General features: G+C 73.6%; 19 protein-coding genes and 1 riboswitch. Of the genes, 3 read left to right on the top strand and 16 right to left on the bottom strand.

The annotated features are described in order from the left end of the window. Positions 1–33 precede the first annotated feature (33 nt). The 4 genes from EDD93_RS31335 to EDD93_RS31320 form a co-directional block, all read right to left on the bottom strand. The gene (locus tag EDD93_RS31335) at positions 34–1,335 is read right to left on the bottom strand and encodes an alpha/beta fold hydrolase (protein ID WP_123528893.1); all 1,302 of its coding nucleotides are present in this window, start codon (positions 1,333–1,335) and stop codon (positions 34–36) included. Between the two features lie 171 nt (positions 1,336–1,506). Then, positions 1,507–2,571, bottom strand: coding sequence for a hypothetical protein (locus tag EDD93_RS31330; RefSeq protein ID WP_123528891.1), 1,065 nt, complete (start codon positions 2,569–2,571; stop codon positions 1,507–1,509). Positions 2,572–2,640: 69 nt separating this feature from the next. Beyond that, positions 2,641–4,308, bottom strand: coding sequence for an OPT/YSL family transporter (locus tag EDD93_RS31325; RefSeq protein ID WP_123528889.1), 1,668 nt, complete (start codon positions 4,306–4,308; stop codon positions 2,641–2,643). 117 nt (positions 4,309–4,425) lie between these two features. Next, positions 4,426–5,226 (bottom strand): IclR family transcriptional regulator, encoded by an 801-nt coding sequence (locus EDD93_RS31320; RefSeq protein ID WP_123528887.1) that lies wholly within the window; start codon positions 5,224–5,226, stop codon positions 4,426–4,428. A gap of 407 nt (positions 5,227–5,633) precedes the next feature. Here EDD93_RS31320 and EDD93_RS31315 point away from each other — a divergent pair, with 407 nt between their 5' ends. Continuing rightward, positions 5,634–6,671 (top strand): PRC and DUF2382 domain-containing protein, encoded by a 1,038-nt coding sequence (locus EDD93_RS31315; protein WP_123528885.1) that lies wholly within the window; start codon positions 5,634–5,636, stop codon positions 6,669–6,671. 88 nt (positions 6,672–6,759) lie between these two features. Here EDD93_RS31315 and EDD93_RS31310 read toward each other — a convergent pair whose 3' ends face one another. The 11 genes from EDD93_RS31310 to EDD93_RS31265 form a co-directional block, all read right to left on the bottom strand. Beyond that, on the bottom strand, positions 6,760–7,545 hold the full coding sequence (locus EDD93_RS31310) for an ABC transporter ATP-binding protein (RefSeq protein WP_123528883.1): 786 nt from the start codon (positions 7,543–7,545) through the stop codon (positions 6,760–6,762). Then, positions 7,542–8,633, bottom strand: coding sequence for an iron ABC transporter permease (locus EDD93_RS31305; protein WP_123528881.1), 1,092 nt, complete (start codon positions 8,631–8,633; stop codon positions 7,542–7,544). Before EDD93_RS31305 ends, EDD93_RS31310 begins: the two co-directional genes overlap by 4 nt. Next, the gene (locus EDD93_RS31300) at positions 8,630–9,697 is read right to left on the bottom strand and encodes an ABC transporter substrate-binding protein (protein ID WP_123528880.1); all 1,068 of its coding nucleotides are present in this window, start codon (positions 9,695–9,697) and stop codon (positions 8,630–8,632) included. The genes EDD93_RS31305 and EDD93_RS31300 overlap by 4 nt, the downstream gene beginning before the upstream one ends. A gap of 35 nt (positions 9,698–9,732) precedes the next feature. Continuing rightward, positions 9,733–9,921, bottom strand: a riboswitch (cobalamin riboswitch). Between the two features lie 74 nt (positions 9,922–9,995). Continuing rightward, positions 9,996–11,219, bottom strand: coding sequence for a beta-ketoacyl synthase (locus EDD93_RS31295; protein WP_123528878.1), 1,224 nt, complete (start codon positions 11,217–11,219; stop codon positions 9,996–9,998). After that, on the bottom strand, positions 11,216–11,476 hold the full coding sequence (locus tag EDD93_RS31290; RefSeq protein WP_123529484.1) for an acyl carrier protein: 261 nt from the start codon (positions 11,474–11,476) through the stop codon (positions 11,216–11,218). Before EDD93_RS31290 ends, EDD93_RS31295 begins: the two co-directional genes overlap by 4 nt. A gap of 95 nt (positions 11,477–11,571) precedes the next feature. Continuing rightward, a complete protein-coding gene (locus EDD93_RS39755; RefSeq protein WP_185092578.1) occupies positions 11,572–11,712 on the bottom strand; it encodes a hypothetical protein in 141 nt (46 codons plus the stop codon). Positions 11,713–11,744: 32 nt separating this feature from the next. After that, complete coding sequence (locus EDD93_RS31285; protein ID WP_123528876.1) at positions 11,745–13,652, bottom strand: acyl-CoA dehydrogenase; 1,908 nt, start codon at positions 13,650–13,652, stop codon at positions 11,745–11,747. 68 nt (positions 13,653–13,720) lie between these two features. Beyond that, a complete protein-coding gene (locus tag EDD93_RS31280) occupies positions 13,721–14,962 on the bottom strand; it encodes a beta-ketoacyl synthase (protein ID WP_123528874.1) in 1,242 nt (413 codons plus the stop codon). 92 nt (positions 14,963–15,054) lie between these two features. Then, positions 15,055–15,318 carry a type B 50S ribosomal protein L31 gene (locus EDD93_RS31275; RefSeq protein ID WP_123528873.1) on the bottom strand — a complete coding sequence of 88 codons (264 nt, stop codon included), beginning with the start codon at positions 15,316–15,318 and terminating at the stop codon, positions 15,055–15,057. Between the two features lie 126 nt (positions 15,319–15,444). Continuing rightward, positions 15,445–16,317, bottom strand: a complete 873-nt coding sequence (locus EDD93_RS31270) for an ABC transporter substrate-binding protein (RefSeq protein WP_123528871.1) — start codon at positions 16,315–16,317, stop codon at positions 15,445–15,447. 99 nt (positions 16,318–16,416) lie between these two features. Next, positions 16,417–17,043: a GNAT family N-acetyltransferase gene (locus EDD93_RS31265; RefSeq protein ID WP_123528869.1), complete on the bottom strand. Its 627-nt coding sequence runs from the start codon at positions 17,041–17,043 to the stop codon at positions 16,417–16,419. Between the two features lie 152 nt (positions 17,044–17,195). Between EDD93_RS31265 and EDD93_RS31260 the strand changes: the two genes are divergently transcribed. Then, positions 17,196–17,552 (top strand): YciI family protein, encoded by a 357-nt coding sequence (locus EDD93_RS31260; protein WP_123528867.1) that lies wholly within the window; start codon positions 17,196–17,198, stop codon positions 17,550–17,552. Continuing rightward, positions 17,552–18,820, top strand: a complete 1,269-nt coding sequence (locus EDD93_RS31255) for an RNA polymerase sigma factor (RefSeq protein ID WP_123528865.1) — start codon at positions 17,552–17,554, stop codon at positions 18,818–18,820. Before EDD93_RS31260 ends, EDD93_RS31255 begins: the two co-directional genes overlap by 1 nt. A 9-nt stretch (positions 18,821–18,829) precedes the next feature. Here EDD93_RS31255 and EDD93_RS31250 read toward each other — a convergent pair whose 3' ends face one another. After that, a complete protein-coding gene (locus EDD93_RS31250) occupies positions 18,830–19,156 on the bottom strand; it encodes a cupin (RefSeq protein WP_123528863.1) in 327 nt (108 codons plus the stop codon). Between the last annotated feature and the right edge of the window lie 44 nt (positions 19,157–19,200).

The raw sequence follows: 19,200 nt of genomic DNA, 5'->3' as shown, positions 1-19,200 counted from the left end.
GACGGAGCGCCCCGGCGGCGCCCCGCCCCGCTGTCAGGCCTCGCCCCGGCCCATCGCGAGCAGCCGGTCCAGCACGGCGGCGTCGGCCTTGACCCCGTCGTGCGCGTAGGCGTCGGTGACCCAGGTACGCAGGCCGCGTACGGCGTCGGCGGTGGCCAGGGCGTGCTCCCGGTCGACGAACATGTCGTCCTGGTAGACGGCGGCGACGACCGGGACCTCGTTGGCCGCGAGCCGGTCCAGGTCGTAGAGGGGCGGCCAGTCGGTGCGGGCGGCGAGCGCCTCGGCGGCCCCGCGCAGTGGCACGAGAGCGGGGTCCTCGTCGAACTGCCAGGGGTAGACCATCTCGCCGGTGAAACGGAGCGGGCCGCCTGCGGTGCCGTCGAAGGCCGGGAACTCCTGGCGGACGCGGTGCGCGGACCAGTCCGTGGCGCGGCCGCCCTGGGCGTAGATGGGCTCGTGGAGCACGGCGTACAGCGGGCGTTCGGCGAAGGACACGGCGGCGTCCACGCCACGCAGGAAGGTGTCGGTCAGCTCGGGACCGTCGGCGCCCCGGGTGAAGGCGGTCTCCAGCAGGTAGTGGAGCGCGTCGAACTTGGCCGAGGTGCCGAAGTTGATGCCGAGGGTCTGGAAGCGGCGCACGGTGAGGCGCTCACCGGTCGGCATCCGGACGTCGTGGGCGTCCAGGTGTGCGGCGACGGCGTCGGCCAGCGCCTGGTCGCCCGGGTAGCGGTCGAAGTAGAGCTCGTTGTGGGCGAGGGTGCGGGCGTAGGCGGCGCGGTACACGTCGTCGGCGTGGCCGGTGAGCGTCGGCAGCCCACCGGTGATGAAGGCCCGCGTGAGCCCCTCGGGGGCGAGGCCGAGATAGGTGAGCGTGGTGAAGCCGCCGAAGCTCTGGCCGAGCACGCTCCACGGCTGCTCGCCCTGGAGGCGGCGGCGCAGGAGTTCGGCGTCCCGGACGATCGAGTCGGCCCGGAAGTGCGCGAGGTACTGGGCGGCCGCCTCGTGGTCCGTACCGAAGCGGGCCAGGGTGCGCCGGTCGGCGGGGGTCGAGCGGCCTGTGCCGCGCTGGTCGAGCAGGACGACGCGGTAATCGGTGAGCGCGCGGCGCAGCCAGGCCCCCGAAGCGTTGGGGCGCTCCGCGCGGCCGCCGGGGCCGCCCTGGAGCCAGAGGAGGCGGGGCAGGTCCTCGTGCTCGCGTCCCTCGGCGACGACCTCGCGGGCGAAGAGCGCGATGGCGGGGCCCTCGGGGTCGCTGTGGTCGAGCGGCACGTCGAGGGTGTGGTCGGTGCAGACCAGGCCGCCGTGGCGGTAGGTGACGGGGGCTGGGGTGGGCATGGCGCTCCTCTCACGCCGCGTATCTCGCGTCGTGTCTCTGTCGTCGCGTCTCTCTCGCCGCCGGAACGGTTTCACGGGGACGGCTTCACGGGTGGCGGGCTTCACGGGTGGCGGGCTTCACGGGTGGCGGGCGGGCCCGCACCAGGGGGGGTGCGGGCCCGCCCGTCAGACTCAGTAGCCGGCGACGCCCAGGTCGCGGCAGATCGTCACGAGGTCCGGGTGCACGTAGCGCCCGTTCTCCTCGATGGCGACGCCGTCCAGGTAGATGGACGGGCCCAGGACGCTGCCGTCGGTGTGGGCGGCGGCGACCCACGGCTCGCCGCCGATCCAGGCGCCCTTGGTACCGATGCCGAGTTCGACGCAGCCGAAGACGCGCTCGTCCTCGACGATGCGGCCGGTCGGGGCGAGTACGCCGGGGTTGAAGCCGAGCGACCAGTGCGCGATGCGGAACATGTTCGGGTCGTCGAAGGACTCCATCCAGCGGCGGAAGGTGTCCGCGTCGGCGTCGCCCTCGATCTTGGTGACGACGCCCTTCTCGACGGTGCAGCGGACCGGGGAGCGCAGCAGGCCGAGCTCGTCCGGCGGCCACAGGGCACCGTCGAAGACGAGAACGCCGTCCTGGGTCTCCTCCAGGGGGTTCCAGGAGATCTGGCCGGAGAGCATGACGGTCTCGCCGGGCTTCTCCGCGGGCTTGCCGCGGAGGTTGATCGGCCGGTCGCCGTTGCGGCCCACCAGATCGGTGCCGTTGGCGGAGGTGATCCGGACCTCGTCGGCCGCCTCCAGGAGGGCGACCAGGGCCTTGCCGAGGCGTATGACGCCCTGGAAGTCGGGGCGCCCGACGGTGGCGACCAGCATCTGGACGTCCATCGCGGTGAGGTTGGTGTAGCGGCAGCCGTTCGCCATCGCCGCGCGGAACGCGTCGGAGTGCATCAGGTACGAGACGGCGAACTCGATCCACACGTCGGCGTCCGCGATGGCGCCGGCGACGGGCCGCGGCGGCTCCATGGAGGCGCCGGGCAGCGTCTCGTACCAGACGACGACGGGGTGCGCCCCGGCGGCGGCGACGGCCTGCGCGGTCGCCTCGATGACACGGCGGTCGCTGCTGGTGTCGCCGGTGAGGACGACGTGCTCGCCGCGCTTGACGAGCATGACCTCCTCGACGAGCTTGCGGGCGGCCAGCGCCAGTTCGAAGCTGAGGTACTCGGGACGCGGCTCGAGCCTGCTGTACATGTCCATGGGGGGGGTTCTCCTTGCCGTGCGGGTGGTGCTGAGTGGTGCGGGTACTGGTTCAGGGGTGGCGGGGCGTCAGGTCTTGAGGATCTGGGCCGAGTCGCCGAGGGAGCTGCCGGCGATCAGGCCGGCGCCCACCAGGTTGAGTTCCTCATCGGCGGCGGGGCCGCGCAGTCTGCGGTAGCCGACCCGGACGACGAGCGCGCCGAGGACCAGCCAGCAGGCCTGCGGGGTGAGGATGAGCAGGCCGGTGGCGAGCATGACGCCCATCTGCCGGCGGGTGCCGCCGAGCAGCTGGATGGCGGCGCCGGGGATGGCCCAGATCAGCATGGTGCGGACGGCGTCCGGATCGCTGAGCCCGCTCTTGATGGTGTCGGCGTACACCTTGGCGACGGGCGGGATGAGCCCCTGCCCGAAGTACGAGCGCCAGGCGAGGGCGACGACGGCGAGGGCGACCGCGAAACCGATGAGGGCGGCCAGGAACTGCTGGCGGCGGCCCTCGCGCTCGAAGGGGTCCCAGGGACGGTGCTCGCGCCGCAGCAGCCAGCCGGCCTTGAGGTCGTAACCCATGTCCGCGAAGGCCGGGCCGGTGGCGGAGACGTACCCCACCAGGAGGGCGAGCGGCACCGACGGGATTCCGATGGCGAGGCCGAGGATGAGGAAGATCAGTGTGACCGCGAAGGACGGGAACCAGCCGGACTGCATGGCGGCGAGGCCGACGATCAGTTCGTGGACCAGGGCGGCGAAGGCGGCGAACAGCACCCAGCCGACGATGCCGAGCGGGCTCATGTCCCCGATCAGCCCGCCGAGCACGGCGAGGACCGCGGCGCCCCCGGTGAAGAGCGCGAATCCGCGGATCAGCGAGAGCCGCAGTGCGCGTTCGTCGACGGTGTACGCGGTGCTCGGGTCCGCCGGCTCGACGTGCGCCACGCTGCGGTCCTCCTCGGCGGCGGCCGCTCGTTTGCGCTCGCGACGGCCGAGCAGCAGGTGCACGGCCTGGCCGAGCGCCACGACGCCGGCGCCGACCATGACGCCGTGCGGGATGTACCCGGCGCCGAGGTCGGTGCCGAAGAGGTCGGGGCCGTACTGGCGGAGCATCAGCCCGATGCCGAACATCATCAGTGCCCAGACGTTGCCGAGGAAGGCGACGCCGGCTGCGGAGAGCGGCAGGCTGAAGAGGGTGCCGGCGAGGCCGACGGCGGTGCCGCCGGCGAGGATCAGGGCGCGGCGCCCTCCCCGGTCGCCGGCCTTGATTGTCTCGGCGGCAGCGGTGCCGGGCGGCCAGGCGGCGTCGGCCGGGAGCAGCCGGGAGCCGAAGGCGCGGTAGAGCACCCAGGCGTCCACGACGAGCCCGATGAAGGCCCCGGCGAGCATCGGCCAGACCAGGTCCTTGCGCCCGAAGACGTACGGGATGGCGACGGAGGTGAGCAGGGCGTTCGCGGAGGCGAAGGTGGCGGCGGAGATGGCGCTCTGGGCGAGGTTCTGCCGGTGCACGGACCGCATCCGGCGCAGGAAGCCCAGCGGGATGCGGCCGATGAGCATGGCGACGAGGGCGCCGACGACCGAGGTGTTGGCGGAGATGCCCAGCTTGGAGACCAGGTCGATGCCGATGACGGCTCCCACGGCGGAGAGCACCACCAGGATCGCCAGCAGCACGGGTTCCATGACCCTGGGGTGCGACCGGGGCTCGTCGGGGGCGGACGGCGGCGGGGCAGGGTGCGGCGCTGAGACGTGGTGCGCCATGGGGCACCCCCTTCGGTTTGCAGGGCTGGGAGGCGGGTCCGGGCCGTTCGCGGCAGGGCGGGGCCCGGGGGCGCGCGGCGGCAGGGGAGGCCGCGGCCGGGGAGGTTGTTGGGTGGCTCAGCCGCCGAGGGCGGCGGTGATCTCCGTCGCGCCGGCGCGTACCAGCGTCACGAGGGTGTCGGCGGCCCGGTCCACGCGGTGGGACGGGCCGATGACGGTGAGGGAGGCGGGGACACCGTCGCCCTGGAAGACGGGTGCGGAGACCGCGGTGACGGCTTCGTCGTACTCGCCGTGGCTGATGCAGTACCCGTCGGCGCGGACCTGTGCGTAGCAGGTGAGCAGGGCGTCCAGGTCGGTGATGGTGCGGTCGTTGAAGCGGGTGAGTCCGGTGGCGCCGAACATCTGCCGGATCTCGCGCTCGGGGTGGTAGGCGAAGATGGCGTGTCCGGACGCTCCGGCGTGGCCGGGCATGACGGCGCCGATGATCGCCGTGTAGCGGACGGGTCCGGTGCCGTCGACGGCGGCTTCGCAGCGGTAGCTGCCGCCGTGGGGGACGTTGAGGACGATGCTCTCGCCGGTCTCGCGAAGGAGCCGGGCGAGTATCGGCCGGGAGATCGAGGAGAGCACTCCGCTGTGCTCGCTCACCCTGGCCAGCCGGGACAGTGCCGGTCCTGGGCGGTAGCGGCGGCTGTTGTCGTCGCAGAGCAGGAAGCCCCGCGCGCTCAGGGTGGTGAGCAGCCGCTGGACGACGGCCTTGTCCCAGCCGTGGTGGCGGGCCAGTTCGCTGACGCCCCATTCGGGCCGCTGCTCGGTGAAGGTCAGCAGGACGAGCAGGGCCCGGTCGACGGTCTGCAGCACTCCGGGGGCCTGCTGTCCGTCGCGGGCGGGGGTGGTGGTGTCCGTGCCGCGCTCAGCCATGGGCCGGGCCTCCTTCGTGCGCTTCGTCCAGCTGTCGGTGCGGAAATCGCAACGCCGTTGCGATTTCTGGCGAAAGAATGGTGCCGCGCCCAGCGGGTGTCAAGGGTTTGCCGGAAATTCGCCGCGCGGCGGGAACGGCCTGCTCAGCGGCGGTTACCGAAGACGGCGCGCCGGTGACCCGCCGGGCGGGCCGCGTCCGCCCGGCCGTTCACTCGATTGGCCTAACTCGGTGACGGGGCCCACAGCGGCGTCGCACGGGGCCTGCGCCCACCCGCCGGGGTTACGGCGCCCCGCCCCCGCCGGCCGGGAAGTTGCAGCGTCCATCCGGGTGAGGCGCGATGGAATCCGGACGCGCCTCACCTGCTGGACCCACCTACAGGACGCGCCCGAGCTAGGAGGAATCGGTCATGGGAGCCGCTGACGGTTTCACGGATTCCGGAGAGCTCGACGGCCTGACGGTGTACGACACCGCGGGCGAGAAGATCGGCAACGTGGGCCGGGTGTATGTCGACGACAGCACCGGCCGACCGGACTGGATCACGGTGAAGACCGGCCTGTTCGGTATGAAGGAAAGTTTCGTGCCTCTCGCCGGAGCCCGTCGCGTGGGCTCCGACCTGCACATCTCCCATCCGAAGGACCGCGTCAAGGAAGCCCCCAGGGTGGACGCGGACGCTCACCTCTCCGTCTCCGAGGAGGAGGAGCTCTACCGGCACTACGGCCTGACCCGGAACACCGGCGGCAAGCTCGGTGACCGTTCCGGGGCCGCCGGCACAACCGGTGCGCCGACCACGTCCGGGACCGGCACCATGGGCGCGGCCGGAGCGGGCGCGGCCGCCGGAGCAGGAGCCGGGGCCGGGGCCATGGGCGCGGCCGGCACGTCGCGCGGGAAGGCCTCCGGCACCGCGGGCGCGGCAGCGGGCGCGGGCACCGGCAAGCACCGGGACGCCGAGACCTCCGGTACGGCCCGTCCGCTGGTCGGAGCCGGAGCGGGCCCAGAACGGTCCGCCTCCGCCGGCCTGGACGGCAAGGAGGAACTCATCCGCTCCGAGGAACAGCTGCGTATCGGCACCGAGGAGTACGAGAGCGGCAAGGCCCGGCTGCACAAGTACGTCGTCACCGAGAACGTCACCAGGACGGTCCCCGTGTCGCACGAAGAGGTCCGGGTGGTGCGTGAGCCGCTCCAGCCCGGCGACAAGGCGGCCCGCTCGGACATCAACGAGCAGGACGTCGAGGTCACCCTGCACGCCGAACGCGCCACGATGCGGAAGGAGACCGTGCCGGTCGAGCGGGTGCGGATGGAGACCAAGAAGGTGACCGAACAGAAGGAAGTCTCCGCGGAACTGCGCAAGGAGCAGATCGACTACGCGGACGGCATGACCAAGGACGGAAAGGACATGGGCGGCAAGGACGCCGGCGGCGAGTTCGGTCAGGGACGGCGCCGCTGACCCCCGCGCACCGCGCCGGACCGGCCGTACCGGACAGGAGCGAGGGGCGGACCCGCGTCACGGGGGTCCGCCCTCTCGTGTCCCCGCGTCAGGGCCTCCCCGGGCGAAAGCGCACCGAGGGCCGCCCCGCCGGGCCGTCCGGGGTCACGACGGCCCCGACCCGGTAGACGGCGGCGATGAGCTCCTGGGTGATCACCTCGGCAGGCGTGCCGGCCGCGACCACCCGGCCGCCGTCCAGCACCACGATCCGGTCGCAGAACATCGCGGCCAGGTTGAGGTCGTGCAGGGCGATGACGGCGGTCAGCGGCAGCGAGGCCACCAGGGACAGCAGTTCCAGCTGGTGCTGGATGTCCAGGTGGTTCGTCGGCTCGTCCAGCAGCAGCTCGCGCGGCTGCTGGGCCAGCGCGCGGGCGATCTGGACGCGCTGGCGTTCGCCGCCGGAGAGGGTGTGCCAGGACTGGTCCCGGCGGCCGGTGAGACCGGTCCGCTCCAGGGCCTCGGCCACCGCGCTCTCGTCCTCGGCCGTCGGCGCCGACCAGGCGCGGCGGTGCGGGATGCGGCCCAGGCGTACGACGTCCACGACGCTCAGCTCGACCTGGGTGAGCGAGTGCTGGTCGACCACGGCGACCCGCCGGGCGACCGTGCGGCGGCCGATCCGGGCCAGCGGGTCGTCGTCGAGGGTGACCGTGCCCGCGTCCGGCGCGAGGACCCCGGCCAGTATCCGCAGCAGGGTCGACTTCCCCGAGCCGTTCGGGCCGATGAGGCCGACGGTGGCACCGGGCGGCGGGGTCAGCGAGACCCCGTCCAGGATGAGGCGGCCGCCCGCCTCGCGGCTGACCCGGTCGGCCCGCAGCCCGCGGCCGGGCGCGCTCACGCGGCCCGCCGGGTGCGGTAGAGGACGAGTACGAAGGCGGGCACCCCGATCAGGGCGGTGACGACGCCCACCGGAACCTCCTGCGGATCGAGGACGGTGCGCGCGAGGGTGTCCACCCAGACCAGGAACACGGCCCCGGCGAGCGCGGTGACGGGCAGCAGTCTGCGGTGCCCGGAGCCGGCGAGCGCGCGGGCCGCGTGCGGCAGCACCAGGCCGACGAAGCCGATGGCGCCGGCCGAGCTGACAAGGGCGGCGGTCAGCAGCGCGGTCGCGCAGAGCAGCACGATCCGGGTGCGCCCGACGTGGACGCCGAGGGTGGCGGCCGCGTCCTGCCCGAAGGCGAAGGCGTCGAGCGTACGGGCGTGGCCCAGGCAGATCACGAGGGTCACGGCCAGCACGGCGGAGCAGGTCCACACATCGCTCCAGCCGACGCCGCCGAGCGAGCCGAGCAGCCAGAACAGCACCCCGCGGGTCTGCTCGGCGTCGGCGGCGGTCATCACGACGAAGGAGGTCAGCGCGGAGAACAGTTGCATGGCCGCGACCCCCGACAGGACCACCCGGTCGGTGCTGCCGCCGAGGGTGTGGCTCAGCAGGAGGACCAGCGCGAAGGAGCAGAGTGCCCCGATGAACGCGCCGGCCGACAGGGACACCGCTCCCCCGCCGACCCCGAGGACGACGACCACGACCGCGCCGGTCGACGCCCCGGAGGAGACGCCGAGGACGAACGGGTCCGCGAGCGGGTTGCGCAGGAGCGACTGCATGACGGTGCCGCAGACCGCGAGCCCGGCGCCGCAGACGGCGGCGAGCAGGGTCCTCGGCATGCGCAGGTTCCAGATGATGCCGTCCCGGATCGGGCTGAGCGGCGAATCCCCGAGCCCCAGGTGGGCCGCCACCGTGTCCCGGACGTCTCCGACGGAGATCCGGGCCGGGCCGATGGTGACGGCCACGGCGACGGACAGGACCAGGAGCAGCAGGCCGCCGGCCCACAGGAGTCCCCCGCCGATGCCCCGGACACCGCCATGTCCGCGCTCACCGGCGGCGAAGGGCCCGTGTCCGGTCGCCCGCGTGGCACGTTCGGTGTCCGTCACCCCGCGAGCCCGAAGGTGCGCAGCCCGGCGGCGACCCGCTCCACGCCCTCGACCGTGCGGATCGACGGGTTCATGGCCTGTCCGCTGAGCAGCACGTAGCGCTTGTGCCGTACGGCGTCCATGTTCTTCGTTGCGGGATTGGACTCCAGGAACGCGATCTTCCGCGAGGCGCTCTCGGCGGTCTGCGACTTGCGGGTCAGGTCACCGATGACCAGCACGTCCGGGTTGCGGTCGGCGACCGTCTCCCAGTTGATCTGCGGCCATTCCTCATGCGTGTCGTCGAAGACGTTCTTCGCGCCCAGCTCCCGGGTGATGACGCCGGGCGCCCCGCAACAGCCGGCCAGGTACGGGGACTCGGAGTTGGCGAACCAGTACATCAGGGTGGCGCCGGAGGCGTCGATGCCGTCGGTCGCCTTCCGTACCCGGGCGGTCAGCTCCGCGACGAGCTTCTCGCCGCGCTCCGGGACACCGAACACCTTGGCCATGTCGCGTACTTCGCGGTAGACGCTGTCCATGGTCAGTGCTCCGGTCCTGACTCCGTCGCCGTCCTTGCTGTTGTCCTTGGCGGTGCAGTCGGCGGGCGAGACGTAGGTGGGGACGCCCAGTTCCTCGAACTGTTCCCGGGGGGCGACGCCGCCCTTGGCGAGCGTCGACTCGAAGGACGCGCTGACGAAGTCGGGCTCCTGGTCGAGGACCTTCTCGGACGAGGGGCGGTTCTCGGAGATCCGGGGGATGCCGGCGTTGGCCTTCTCCAGGCCCTTCATCACCGGGTCGGTCCAGGTGGCGGTGGCGGCGAGCCGGCCGGCGAGGCCGAGCGAGAGCAGGATCTCGGTGGAGCCCTGGTCGACCGGGACGGCGCGGCGCGGGGCCGCTCGCACGGTGACGGTGTGCCCGCAGTTCTTCAGGGTCACCGGATAGCCGTCGGCCCCGGCGGGCCCGTCGGCGGAGCTGTCACCGCCTGTTCCGCAGGCGGTCAGCAGGAGTGTTCCGGCCGTGAGCAGGGCGGCGGAGCGGGCATGGCCGGCTATGAGCGGCACGAAGTACCTCGGCGTCTCTGGGCCCATGCGCGGGGCCCGGTGTACGGAGTTCCGCGAACCGGTGCCGGACCGCGGGTGCCAGCAGGTCTTCGGACTCGGGTTCGTACGGTCGGGGCGCCTTCCCGGGGACCCGTAGGTCTCCCAGTGGCTGCTGGCCCCGCCCGTCCCCCTCACCGCTGCGCGTCAGTTCCGGATTCGCACCGGATTCCCTGACCCCTACGTGGAGTTCGACTGGCCCAGGCACGCTACCACGCGGGTCCGCGCAGCTCAGCGAAGGTGCCGCGGGCGGACCGGGCCCGCCCGGCCCGGTCCGCCCGCCGCGTCCTCAGGGCCGCAGGAGTGCGGCCACGGCGTTGTGCCCGCCGAACCCGAAGGAGTGGCTGAGGGCCCGCCGCACGGGCAGCGCCCGTGGCCGCTTGGTCACGCAGTCGATGTCGAACCCGGGCGCGGGCGCGTCCAGGTTGGCGACCGGCGGGACGATCCCGCGCTGGAGCGTCAGGATCGTCAGCCCCGCCTCGATCGCTCCGGCCGCTCCCATGCAGTGGCCGAGCACGCCCTTGGGCGCGGTGACGGGCGGCCGGTGCGGGAAGACCCGGCCGATCAGGGCGGCTTCGGCCGCGTCGTTGCGCGGGGTCGCCGTGCCGTGCGCGTTGATGTGCTCGACGTCCCCGGCCTGCCAGCCCGCGTCGCGCAGCGCGGCCTCGACGGCCGCCTGGGCGATGCGGCCGTCGGGGTGCGGGCTGGTGGGGTGGTGGGCGTCGGTGGTGGCGCCGGTGCCCGCGAGCAGCGCGCGTGGCTCGGCGCCCCGTGCCTCGGCGTCGGCCGCGCGCTCCAGCACCATGACGGCGGCGCCCTCCCCCATGACGAGCCCGGCCCGGTCGGCCGCGAAGGGCCGGCTGAGCCGGGACAGGTCCCGGTCCGCGAGGGCGGCCGCGCCGGATCTGGCGAATCCCGTCATGGCGATCGGGAAGAGGGTCGATTCGGTGGCTCCCGCGATCGCCAGGTCGCACTGTCCGGTGACGAGCAGGTCCCGGGCCACGGACAGTGCGGTGATCCCGGACGAGCAGGCGGTACAGGGCGCCAGGCTGGGGCCCGTCGCGCTCATCTCGATCGCGATCTCCGCCGCGGGCATGTTCGGGATGGTGAGCAGGATCCCGGACGGCGAGGTCGCCTCGGGCCCGCGCCGCTCCAGCACCAGGGCCTGATCGGTGAGGCCGGCGGACCCGCCGCTGCTGGTGCCGACGACGACCGCGACCCGGCTGCCGTCCCAGCCGCCCGGGTCGAGTCCCGCGTCGCAGACCGCCTCCCGCGCGGCCAGTACCGCGAACTTGGTGTACCTGCCCATGCGGAAGGCGGTACGGCGGCCGATCGCGGCGTCCAGGTCGATGCCGTCGACCGTGCAGGCGAAGTCGATCGCGCATCCCGCGAGCTCGGGGACGGTGCGGGCCGGGCTGACCCCGGCGCACACCCCGTCCCAGGTGGACTCGGTGTCGTTGCCGACCGGGGTGATCATTCCCAGTCCGGTGACAGCGATGGCCGGCATCTTCATCGGGCCGTGCTCACCGGCGCCTCGTCGCGGGCCGCGGCGCGGAGGTACTCCGTGAGCCCGGCGAGGCTGGTGTCCCGGTGCAGCGTGCCCGGGTCGAGCTCGACGCCGACGGCCTCCCTGATGACGACGGCGAACTCGGCGACTGCCAGGGAGTCCATGTCCAGGCTGTCCATCGTGGATTCGGGGAGAATCTCGGCCACAGGCACCCTGAAGGTACGGCTGAGTACCTCGGTGATCGTGGGGTGAATCGCGCTCATGGTCTTCCTCTCCATCATGCCCGTCCGGCGGGGGTGTCCCGGGGCGGTTCCTCGCACCACCCCGACGCCGGAGTAACTGAGCAGCGTCCCTCCAGTTACGCCTTGCGGCGAACCGATTCGCCTGCGGGCGTCCCCGCCCCCGTGCACCAGCGCGAGAGCACGGCCGCGGTGCCCCAGAAGGCCAGCAGTACGACACCGACGCCGACGCCCTGTACCGCGTCGGCCGCGCGCCGCACGCCCTGTCCAGCCGCCCGCTCCGCCGCGCCCCTCACCGCCCGGCCCCGGCGGGTGCCGGGGACCCGGCCTTGTGCCAGGAAGCCCCCGGGTCGTCGTACGCCTCGGCGTAGCGGGCTCCGGCGATGGGCCAGTCGGCGAGCACCTCCTCCGGCAGCGCGAAGGAGTCGGCGAGCTCGGGCAGGTGGGCCGCCACCGCGGTGACGAGTCGCTCGGTGCGCTCCGTCAGGTCCTCGACCTGGCCGGCCGTGAGGTGGCCGGCGACGAGCAGGTCCCCGCTGTAATGCTGGACCAGGCGCAGCGCGAACAGCAGGGCCAGCTCGGTCAGCCGCTCGCGGGCGGGCCCCTCGGGCAGGCCGTCGACCGCGTCCGCGTACGCCTCGGCCGCCTGCCGGCAGGCATGCGCCTCGACTCCGCGCAGCGCGGGCCCGGACCCCTCGTTCCACCGCCGCAGCGGACCGCCGTGCGGGGCCCGTGCCATGCGGACGCGGGAACGGGCGAACTGGATCCGCTCCACGTGGGCCAGGAGCCGGCCGAGGAAGCGGAGGTCGTCCAGGTCGCCGGGCTGCGGGCCCGCGGCCGCGGTGCCCCAGGCCTCCGGGGCGTCGGGCATCGCGGAGATGACCATCTCGGACGCGGCCTTGGCGTGGATGGCCATGTTGTCGCCCTCGGCGGTGATGGCACCCTCCACCGCGGTGACGAGTTCGCTCATGCCGTTGTTCTCCAGCAGGCCCTGGGCGCCGCACCGTTCCCGGCATTCGACGATCACGGACCGGGCCTGCCAGGTGATCCAGCCCTTGGCGACGTCGACCAGCCGCCCGGCCGCCTCGCGCTCCGGCTCCGGTCCGTGCGCCGCCGCCTCCCAGCGGTCCAGGGCCCGTCGGTGCAGCAGGCTCATCGCGAAGACGGTGGCCATGGCCTCGGCGAGCGGGCCGTGGTGGCTGCGGTGGGCGATCACCGGCAGCGGCGGCAGCGCGCGGCCCCCGGAGACGTACCGGTGGCCGGAGTAGCGGACCGCGATGGCGAGCGTGGCGCGGGCGGAGCCGATCGCGCTCGCGCTCATGCAGATGCGGCCCGTGGTGACGCGGCCGATGGAGGCGAGGAACCGGCGTCTGCGGCCGGCGGTGCCGCTGCGGAACACTCCGTCGTCGTCGACCCGTCCCTGCCGGCCGCCGAGCAGCGCCTCGCGCCCCACGAACACCTGGTCGAAAGAGGTCAGGCAGTGGTCGACGGGGCTGCCCATCCGGGCCGGAAGCCTGCGGATCCGCACCCCGGGCATGGCGTGCGAGGAGTCGGTGAGCGGCACCAGCAGCAGGAAGACCCCCTGGTCGGTGCCCCCCACGAGCAGTCGGGCGGCGACGAGTCCGCTCTTGGGGCCGCCGGCCGGGCTGGTGTTGGGCATGAACTTCTGCGCGCCCAAGTGCGGGGTATGCAGCACGAATCCGTCCCGGGCGGGGTCGTAGGTGGCCGTGGTCTCGACCGCGGCGGCGTCGTTGCCGTGCGCCACCTCCGTACAGAGAAACGTTCCGATGCGCCGCATCGCGAGGAAGTCCGACAGGTCGCGGGAGCGGTCGTCGTCGTGGTCCAGGAGGCTGCCGAGGAAGAGGTTGTAGTGGATTCCCGCGACGGTGGCGAGCGAGGTGTCCACCGGGGCGAGCCATTCGTGCAGCGCGGCCAGGGCGCGCGGGTCGGCCGCCAGCCTGGCGCCGCTGTCCAGCGTGCTGTTGAGGGTGCGCAGCCGTGCGTGGGCGAGGGCGAGCCGTTCGTCGGGGGTGGGGCCGGGCAGGGGCCCGGCGGGCCGGCGGAACGGGTCGGTGGCGATGAGCCGCTGCCAGAAGCCGTGCTCCCGGCGGGCGTCGGTGCCCAGGAGCACCGAGGTGAGCCGGTCCGTGGTCCGCTCCGGGCCGGCGGTCAGCACGGGGCCGTCGATCGTTGTGGTCATACGACAGGAACGATCAAGAATCGGCCAGGACACCCGAATTCTGGCAATCGCGGCTCTTTACTTCCTGTTCAGCGGGGTGCCGGGGCCCGCTGGAAGGCGAGGGCCACGTTGTGGCCGCCGAATCCGAAGGAGTGGCTGAGCGCCCGCTCGACGCGCTGTCTGCGGGGTTCCTTGGTCACGCAGTCGAGTCCGGAGTCCGCCGGCGGGGCGTCGAGGTTGGCGATCGGCGGGACGAGGCCGTGTTCCAGGGTCAGTACGGTGGCCACCGCCTCGATCGCACCGCCCGCCGCGAGGGTGTGCCCGATGACGCCCTTGGGCGCGGTCACCGAGGGGCGGTGCGGGAAGACCCGGGCGATCAGCGCGCCCTCCATGGCGTCGTTGAGCGGGGTGGAGGTGCCGTGGGCGTTGATGTGGTCCACCTCGCAGGCGGTCCAGCCCGCCTGTTCCAGTGCCCCCTCGACCGCGCGCTGAGCGCCCCCGCCGTCCGGGTCGGGTGCGGTGGGGTGGTGGGCGTCCGTGGCCGCTCCGGCGCCGGCCAGCACCGCGCGCGCCCGCCCGCCGCGGGCCCGTACGTCCGCGGCCCGTTCCAGCACGAGCACGGCCGCGCCCTCGCCCAGGACGAAGCCGTCGCGGTCCTCGGCGAACGGCCTCGACGCGGCCGCCGGGTCACCGGTGCGCACCGAGAGCGCCCCCATCCCCGCGAACGCGGTCACCACCAGGGGGGTCACCACGGACTCCGCGCCGCCCGCCACCACCACATCGCACTGACCGCTCGTCAGCAGGTCGCGGGCGAGGGCGATGGCGGTCGCGCCCGACGCGCAGGCGGTGGCCGGGGCCAGACTCGGTCCGTGGGCGCGCAGGTCGATGGCGACCTCTCCGGCCGCCGCGTTCGGCATCATCATCGGGACGAGGAGCGGGGAGACCGCGAGCGGCCCGTCGGCGTCGAGCCTGCGGACGTTGTCGACGAGCACGGAGACACCGCCCACGCCGACGCCCAGTACGACGCCCACCCGGCCGCCGTCCCAGCGGTCCGGGCGCAGCCCCGCGTCCGCCACGGCACGGCGGGCCGCGACGAGGGCCATCTTCACGAACCGCGACATCCGGAACACGGCGCGTCCGCCCACCGCCTCGTCCAGGTCCGGCCCGGCGGCCCGGCAGGCGAAGTCGACCGGCAGACCGGCCAGTTCCGCACAGTGCCGGGCCGCGCCGGTGCCGGCGCACAGCCCCGCCCAGAAGGTGTGCTCGTCGGCGCCCACCGGGGTCACCAGACCCAGGCCCGTCACCACGGTCGCCGCCCCGTCCCGCACCATGCCGCAGCTCTCCCCTCGTCCCTCGTCGTTCACGCCCCCGCAGGCCGAACGGCCGAGCCCCCGTCGAGGATGCGCCCACTGGGCCGAACGGGTCAGGAGGCGTCCGCGCCGCCGTCCTCGCCGTACCTGCGCTCGAACTTGGCGACCTGCCCCTCCGAGTCGACCACCCGGGCCTTCCCGGTGAAGAAAGGGTGGCTCTCGGCGGAGATCTCGACGTCGATGACGGGGTAGCTGTTCCCGTCGTCCCAGCCGATGGTCTGCTCGCTGGAGGCGGTGGACCGGGTCAGGAAGGCGTAGCCCGCCGAACGGTCACGGAAGACGACGGGACGGTAGGCGGGGTGCTTGTCCTGCTGCATGGTCTGCTCCTGGTGACGTGCGGGTACCGGCTGGGGACACTCCTTGGCCAGCCTCGCGAACCAGGGCGTCCCGCGCGATCGCACACGGCCGTACGGGGCATCGGCACGGCGCCGCCCGGCCCCGGCCTACGCTCCCAGCGCGTCGGCCACCAGGGCCAGGAACCGGGCGTGGGCGTGGGCGCTGCACACCGGCTCGGGGTTCCAGGGCACCACCCGGGCGGCGCGCTCGATCGCGGCCCACTCCGCGTTCGAACGGAGCTCCGCGAGCGGGGTGGCGTTGACCCGGATGTCGGCGAGCACGACGGCGGGGCGCAGCGCCCCGGCCTCCGCCCAGTCGACGGTGGACCAGTTCGCGCCGGGCCCCTCGGCGGGCTCCACCAGGTCGATGCCGAGGTCCGCCAGCACCCGCAGTTCGGGCCACATGCGGGGGCGGGCCAGGTGTGCCTGCTGCTGCCCGGCCGGGGACAGGGCGAGGACCCGGGTGCGGTCCGGCCCGGCGGCGAACGCGCGCAGCCGGTCCCGGGCGGCGTCCAGTTCCCGGGCGGCCGACGCGGGCTCCTCGGCGCCCAGCGACCGGGCGAGGAGGGCGAAGCGGTCGCCGGTCTCCGCGAGGGTGCGCGCCTGGCCCACGTCGATGACGACGACCGGGACGTGCTCCTCCAGGTGCTTGGCCGTCTCCGGGGCGAGGCCGTAGACCTGGCCGCCGCCGTAGCTGACGGCCACCACCAGGTCGGGCTCGCAGCCCAGCAGCGTCTCCACGTCCAGGGCGGGGCCCGCGCCGGTGTAGGTGATCCCGGCCAGGGGCAGTGATCCGGTCTTCGCGGTGTCGGGCACGGCCGGGTCGTCATGGCCGGAGCCGAATATCGCGACCGGCCGTATGCCGTGGTCCCACAGGGTCGCCCCGGCCTGGACGTAGGCGAGCACCCGCGTCGGGCGCCGCTCTGCGGACGACAACTGCCCTCGGTCGTCGGAGAATTGCCATAAGGTCTGCTCGCTCACGTCACACGCCTCTCGCCACCGGCCGCTTCGCCCCGTTTCGGGGTCGTACACCTGTACCTGCCCAGGGATCCGGCACGGCACCCCCGGCCCGGCGGCGTTCTACAGGCCGGCCTCCGTGCCGCGCACCAGGTAGCTGACGGGCCCGGGGTCCGGTACCCGGATCTCGGTGAAGCCGAGCCGGTCGTAGAAGGCTCTGGCCGGTGTGTTGGCGGTGAGCATGGACAGGTGCACCCCCTTGACCCCCTTGGCGCTCAGCGCTGCCAGGAACGTACGCATCAGCTCCCTCCCGTACCCCCTGCGCTGCCATGCGGGGAGCAGGTCGATGTGCAGGTGGGCCGGGTGGCCGGCCAGTTCGGGCCGGACCATCCGCTCCGGGTCGTGCAGGAGCGCGATCATCCTGTCGACGGGGCGGCGTGGCTCGCCCGCCGGCCGCGGGTAGCGTTCCTCGACCAGGGGCAGCCAGCGCTCACGGAACTGCGTCACGAACCGGAGGGTGTCCGCCGTCCCGAGGATGTACCCGACCGCCCGGCCCGTCCCGTCGTCGAGCACGAAGGCCAGCTCGGGTTCGAGGTACGCGTACGGGGCGGCGAAGACCGACGGCATCAGCTCCGGGTCCGGGTACAGGTGTCGGGAGTCGCCACCGTTGTCGGCCGTCCGGACACAGATTTCGGCGAGCGCCGCGCGGTCGTCCGGGTGGTAGGCGCGGGGTCCGGTTCGCAGGGTCATCCCCTCATCCTGCCGTTCTGGGAGCGCTCCCAGAAGATGCGGGCGAGAAAATCAACCGACACGGCCGGGTCCGTGTCGATCCTGGCGGCAGTCGTTCGTATAGAGGGTGAGAGGCCGGCACGCCGCCGGCGCCGTACCCGAGGAGGCCCACCATGAAGCACTACCTGCTCAGCGTCGTCACACCCACCGACGGCGTGCCGCCCGCCCCTGCGGAGATGGCACGGATCATGCGGAACGTCGAGGGCTTCCACCGGGAGCTCCAGCAGGCCGGGGCCTGGGTCTTCGACGGCGGTCTGAGCGCACCGGCCACGGCCACCGTCGTACGGGCGAAGGACGGCGGCACCGTGCTCACCGACGGACCGTACATCGAGGGCAAGGAGTACCTCGGCGGGCTCAGCATCGTCCGCGCCCCCGACCTGGACGCCGCGCTCGACTGGGGCCGCAAGGCCGCGCTGGCGATCGGACTCCCCATCGAGGTCCGCCCGTTCGAGGGTGAAGTGGAGGCCTGATGACGGACTCTCCCGGCCGGTCCGCCCCGGGTGGCGGGCCGGACGGGCCGACGCCGCCCGTCCGGGAGATCGAGCGTCTCTTCCGGTCCGAGTACGGCCGGTGCGTGTCCGTGATCATCGGCGCGTTCGGTGACATCGCGATCGCCGAGGAGGCGGTCCAGGAGGCGTTCACCACCGCGCTCGACCGGTGGCCGGTGACCGGCCTGCCGCCGGCGCCGGCCGGCTGGATCATCACCACCGCCCGCAACCGGGCGATCGACCGGCTGCGCCGGGAGGCCTCCCGCGACGACCGGCACGCCCAGGCCGCGCTGCTGCACGCGGGGACCGGACCTGTCCAGGAGGGCCCCGTGCGCGACGACCGGCTCCGCCTGATGTTCACCTGCTGCCATCCCGCGCTCTCCCCTGCCGCACGGGTCGCGCTGACCCTGCGGCTGCTCGGCGGTCTGACCACCGCTGAGCTGGCCCGCGCCTTCCTGGTGCCGGAGGCGGCCATGGCGCAGCGGCTGGTGCGCGCGAAGGCCAAGATCCGTGACGCCCGGATCCCCTACCGGGTGCCGTCCGACGCCGATCTGCCCGAGCGGCTCCGCTCGGTGCTCACCGTGGTGTATCTCGTCTTCAACGAGGGCTACACCGCGAGTTCGGGCGACCGGCCGGCCCGCGAGGACCTCTGCGCGGAGGCGATTCGCCTGGGCCGGCTGCTGACGGAGCTGATGCCCGACGAACCGGAGGCGGTGGGGCTCCTGGCCCTCATGCTGCTCACCGAGTCGCGGAGAGCGGCGCGCTCGGGGCCCGACGGCGAGCTGGTGCCGCTGGACGAGCAGCGGCGCGAGCTGTGGGACGGGGCGCTGATCGCCGAGGGGCAGTCGCTGGTGCGGCAGTGCCTGCGGTGGGGCCGGCCCGGTCCGTACCAGATCCAGGCGGCGATCAACGCGGTACACAGCGACGCGGCGACCACCGCCGCCACCGACTGGGGCCAGATCCTGCGGCTGTACGACCAGTTGCTCGCGGCCGGACCGAACCCGGTGGTGGCGCTGAACCGTGCCGTGGCCGTGGCGGAGGTGCGGGGACCGCAAGCCGCCCTCGCGCTCGTCGACGCGCTGGAACTCGACGGCTACCACGTCTTCCACGCCGTGCGGGCCGAGCTGCTGCGCAGGCTGGGCCGTACCCGGGAGGCCGCGGCCGCCTACGAGAGGGCGGCGGGCCTGACGAAGAACACGGCCGTGCGGGACTACCTGCGGCGACGGCGCCTGACTCTGCCCGGGGAGTGAGCGGTGCCGTCAGCCGTTGACCGCTGTCAGCAGCACCACGGCGTCCTCCAGCGCGAGCAGTCCGTGCCGCTCCTGCGGGATGGGGTGCAGCCGTCCGGGTGCCAGCTCCACATCGCCGGAGGCGGCGGTGAGCCGGACCCGGCCGCGCAGCACCTGGAGGGAGGCGGCGGGCGGGGCGTTGTGCTCGTCGAGCGCCGAACCCGAGGTCAGGGCGATGACGGTCTGCCGCAGCGGCTCCTCGTGCAGCAGGAGGTGCGCGCTGCGGCCGTGCGCGGAAATGCGGGCCGCGGCCAGGTGCTCGGCGGCGAGGGCGTTCAGATCATTCGCGGCATCCATATGCCCTACTGTGCCGCAGCCCTCGTCCCCCCGCGATCCTGCCC

Source organism: Streptomyces sp. 840.1 (assembly GCF_003751445.1).
Lineage (GTDB): Bacteria > Actinomycetota > Actinomycetes > Streptomycetales > Streptomycetaceae > Streptomyces.
Note: the sequence above shows the minus strand (reverse complement) of the source record. Positions and strands in the feature narration are given on the sequence as shown.

Excerpts from the sequence above, each read along its gene's own strand:
- EDD93_RS31335 (WP_123528893.1), bottom strand. The coding sequence starts at position 1,335 with ATGCCCACCCCAGCCCCCGTCACCTACCGCCACGGCGGCCTGGTCTGC.
- EDD93_RS31330 (WP_123528891.1), bottom strand. The coding sequence starts at position 2,571 with ATGGACATGTACAGCAGGCTCGAGCCGCGTCCCGAGTACCTCAGCTTC.
- EDD93_RS31325 (WP_123528889.1), bottom strand. The coding sequence starts at position 4,308 with ATGGCGCACCACGTCTCAGCGCCGCACCCTGCCCCGCCGCCGTCCGCC.
- EDD93_RS31320 (WP_123528887.1), bottom strand. The coding sequence starts at position 5,226 with ATGGCTGAGCGCGGCACGGACACCACCACCCCCGCCCGCGACGGACAG.
- EDD93_RS31315 (WP_123528885.1), top strand. The coding sequence starts at position 5,634 with ATGGGAGCCGCTGACGGTTTCACGGATTCCGGAGAGCTCGACGGCCTG.
- EDD93_RS31300 (WP_123528880.1), bottom strand. The coding sequence starts at position 9,697 with ATGGGCCCAGAGACGCCGAGGTACTTCGTGCCGCTCATAGCCGGCCAT.
- EDD93_RS31295 (WP_123528878.1), bottom strand. The coding sequence starts at position 11,219 with ATGAAGATGCCGGCCATCGCTGTCACCGGACTGGGAATGATCACCCCG.
- EDD93_RS31290 (WP_123529484.1), bottom strand. The coding sequence starts at position 11,476 with ATGAGCGCGATTCACCCCACGATCACCGAGGTACTCAGCCGTACCTTC.
- EDD93_RS31285 (WP_123528876.1), bottom strand. The coding sequence starts at position 13,652 with ATGACCACAACGATCGACGGCCCCGTGCTGACCGCCGGCCCGGAGCGG.
- EDD93_RS31280 (WP_123528874.1), bottom strand. The coding sequence starts at position 14,962 with ATGGTGCGGGACGGGGCGGCGACCGTGGTGACGGGCCTGGGTCTGGTG.
- EDD93_RS31275 (WP_123528873.1), bottom strand. The coding sequence starts at position 15,318 with ATGCAGCAGGACAAGCACCCCGCCTACCGTCCCGTCGTCTTCCGTGAC.
- EDD93_RS31265 (WP_123528869.1), bottom strand. The coding sequence starts at position 17,043 with ATGACCCTGCGAACCGGACCCCGCGCCTACCACCCGGACGACCGCGCG.
- EDD93_RS31260 (WP_123528867.1), top strand. The coding sequence starts at position 17,196 with ATGAAGCACTACCTGCTCAGCGTCGTCACACCCACCGACGGCGTGCCG.
- EDD93_RS31255 (WP_123528865.1), top strand. The coding sequence starts at position 17,552 with ATGACGGACTCTCCCGGCCGGTCCGCCCCGGGTGGCGGGCCGGACGGG.
- EDD93_RS31250 (WP_123528863.1), bottom strand. The coding sequence starts at position 19,156 with ATGGATGCCGCGAATGATCTGAACGCCCTCGCCGCCGAGCACCTGGCC.